Origin of the sequence: Nocardiopsis sp. TNDT3, from assembly GCF_003427465.1 — a bacterium.
Classification (GTDB): domain Bacteria; phylum Actinomycetota; class Actinomycetes; order Streptosporangiales; family Streptosporangiaceae; genus Nocardiopsis; species Nocardiopsis dassonvillei.
Genome location: NZ_QPFC01001146.1, coordinates 1 through 2256 on the forward strand (window position 1 = coordinate 1; position 2256 = coordinate 2256).

A 2256-nucleotide genomic window follows, 5' to 3' on the forward strand; every position below is an offset into this window, starting at 1 on the left:
ACCCGGGGCCGCGTCCGACGCCTCGGGGAGCGGGCCCCGGGCCGGGTCGTCGGGTTCGGGGCGGTCGAGGATCCCGGCGACGAACAGGGCGGCGGGGACGGTGGCGGGGTAGACCGTGCCCTGGTGCAGGAGCGCGCCGTGGAGGTGGTCCAGCGCGCGCTCGCGCTCACGCGCGTCGCCGGTGAGCAGGCTGGCGAGGTGCCCGGGGGTGTCGGCGCCGGAGCCGTAGGCGTGGAAGGCGCGGGTCCAGTCGGTGGTGTGGAGTACGTCCGGTCCTGTCTGCATGTCCCGGATTGTGGCAGCGCCCACCGACGGTCCGCGGGTGTGCCGCCGGGGAGCGCCGGGAACGGTCTGGCTATACTCGGGCCCCGACTCCGGGGCCGCCCCCCAAGGAAGGCCACACCATGTCGTTCGCCCAGCCGCCCACCACACCCCTGCGCCGGGCCCTGTTCCGCGCCCCCATCTGGATCTACCGGACAGGGTTGGGCGGACTGATGGGCCGCCGGTTCGTACTGCTCACCCACAGGGGGCGGACCACGGGAGAGGCCCGCCAGGCGGTGCTGGAGGTCATCGGCGGCGACGACGCCGCGGGAACCGTGCTGGTGGCCTCCGGGTACGGAAGGCGGTCGCAGTGGTTCCGCAACGTCGAGCACGAGCCGCGGGTGCTGTTCCAGCTGGGCAACCGGCGCCACCGGGGCACCGCCACCGTCCTGTCGCCGCAGGAGTCCGGTGAGGCGCTGGTGAGCTACGCCGAGCGGCACCCCGCCGCCGCCGTGGCGCTGCTGCGCGCGCTGGGCTACGAGGTGGACGACAGCGAGGAGTGGTTCGAGCGGAGGGGTGCGGACATCGGGAACGACATCCCGGTCGTCCGGTTGACCCCCGCGGGGGCCGCCGGTGAGCACCACCCCGGACTCTCCGCTCCCTAGGGCGGCGGACCGGCGGCATCGAAGGCCTTCGGTGTCGCCGGTCGCGTCCGGTGGCGTCAGGCGGCCCGAGGTTACAGGCGCACGCCCAGCAGGGTGTCCACGGTCGCGCGCACCAGGGCGGGCGCGCCGGTGTCGGCGCCGCCCTCGGTGAGGGCGGTGTCGGCCCAGGCGTCCACCGCGGCCAGGGCCGCCGGGGAGTCCAGGTCCTCGGACAGGGCCGCGCGCACGGCGGCGAGCACCGGGGCGGCGTCGGGCGCCGCGCCCAGGGCGAGGGCGGAGCGCCAGCGCTCGGCGCGGGCGGTGGCGGCGGGGAGTTCGGCGTCGGTCCACTCCCACGGGGCGCGGTAGTGGTGGGCGAGCATGGCCAGGCGGATGACGGCCGGGTCCACGCCCTGCTGGCGCAGCTTGGAGACGAAGACCAGGTTGCCCAGGGACTTGGACATCTTCTCGCCGTCGAGGCCGACCATGCCCACGTGCAGGTGGTTGTGGGCGTTGGGTCCGCCCGTGGCACATCGGGTCTCGGCCGCGCCCATCTCGTGGTGGGGGAAGATCAGGTCGCTGCCGCCGCCGTTGAGGTCGAAGGCCGGGCCGAGCCGGTCCAGGGCGATGGCGCTGCACTCGATGTGCCAGCCGGGGCGCCCGCGGCCCAGGGGGCTGTCCCAGGCGGGCTCGCCGGGGCGCTCGGCGCGCCAGAGCAGCCAGTCGAGCGGGTCCTTCTTGCCGGTGCGCTGGGGGTCGCCGCCGCGTTCTCCGAACAGCTCCAGCATCTGCCCGCGGTCCAGGTTGCTGATCTCGCCGAACTCGGGCGCCTCGGCGACGGAGAAGTACAGGTCCCCGTCCAGCTCGTAGGCGGCGCCGGTGTCGCGGATGCGGGCGGCGAGGTCGCTGATGAGGTCGACGGACTCCACCACGCCGACGTAGGAGGTCGGGGGGATGATCCGCAGGGCGGCCATGTCCTCGCGGAAGACGTCGATCTCGCGGTGGGCGAGGTCGCGCCAGTCGACGCCGGTGGCCTCCGCGCGCTCCAGGAGCGGGTCGTCGATGTCGGTGGTGTTCTGCACGTAGTTGACGTCGTGGCCCGCGTCGCGCCAGACCCGGTTGACCAGGTCGAAGGTGAGGTAGGTGAAGGCGTGGCCCAGGTGGGCGGCGTCGTAGGGGGTGATGCCGCAGGCGTACATCCCGGCCCGGGGGCCCGGCGTCGTCGTCCTTATCCGGCCGGTGGCGGTGTCGTGGACACGAAGGGGACCGCCGGTACCCGGCAGGGGGACGATGTCAGGCGCAGACCATGAACGCATACCGCGCAGCCTATCCGGACGGGTGGGCGGGAGGC

The 2256-nt window shown here is 74.4% G+C and carries 2 protein-coding genes and 1 pseudogene; 1 reads left to right on the forward strand and 2 read right to left on the reverse strand.

What is annotated here, in order from left to right; translation table 11 throughout:
• A pseudogene (locus DQW06_RS24915) lies at nt 1-285 on the reverse strand (hypothetical protein); the annotation flags it as partial.
• Between the two features lie 119 nt (nt 286-404).
• Here DQW06_RS24915 and DQW06_RS24920 point away from each other — a divergent pair.
• Nucleotides 405-926 (forward strand): nitroreductase family deazaflavin-dependent oxidoreductase, encoded by a 522-nt coding sequence (locus tag DQW06_RS24920; protein WP_117199423.1) that lies wholly within the window; start codon nt 405-407, stop codon nt 924-926.
• A gap of 71 nt (nt 927-997) precedes the next feature.
• On the opposite strand, the gene mshC is transcribed toward DQW06_RS24920, so the two are convergent.
• Entirely contained in the window at nt 998-2221 is a 1224-nt protein-coding gene (mshC, locus tag DQW06_RS24925) for a cysteine--1-D-myo-inosityl 2-amino-2-deoxy-alpha-D-glucopyranoside ligase (protein WP_013152580.1), read from the reverse strand.
• Nucleotides 2222-2256 lie beyond the last annotated feature (35 nt).

What these genes read in the sequence shown, in the direction of transcription:
- DQW06_RS24920 (WP_117199423.1), top strand. Translation starts at nt 405, where the DNA reads ATGTCGTTCGCCCAGCCGCCCACCACACCCCTGCGCCGGGCCCTGTTC.
- mshC (WP_013152580.1), bottom strand. Translation starts at nt 2,221, where the DNA reads ATGCGTTCATGGTCTGCGCCTGACATCGTCCCCCTGCCGGGTACCGGC.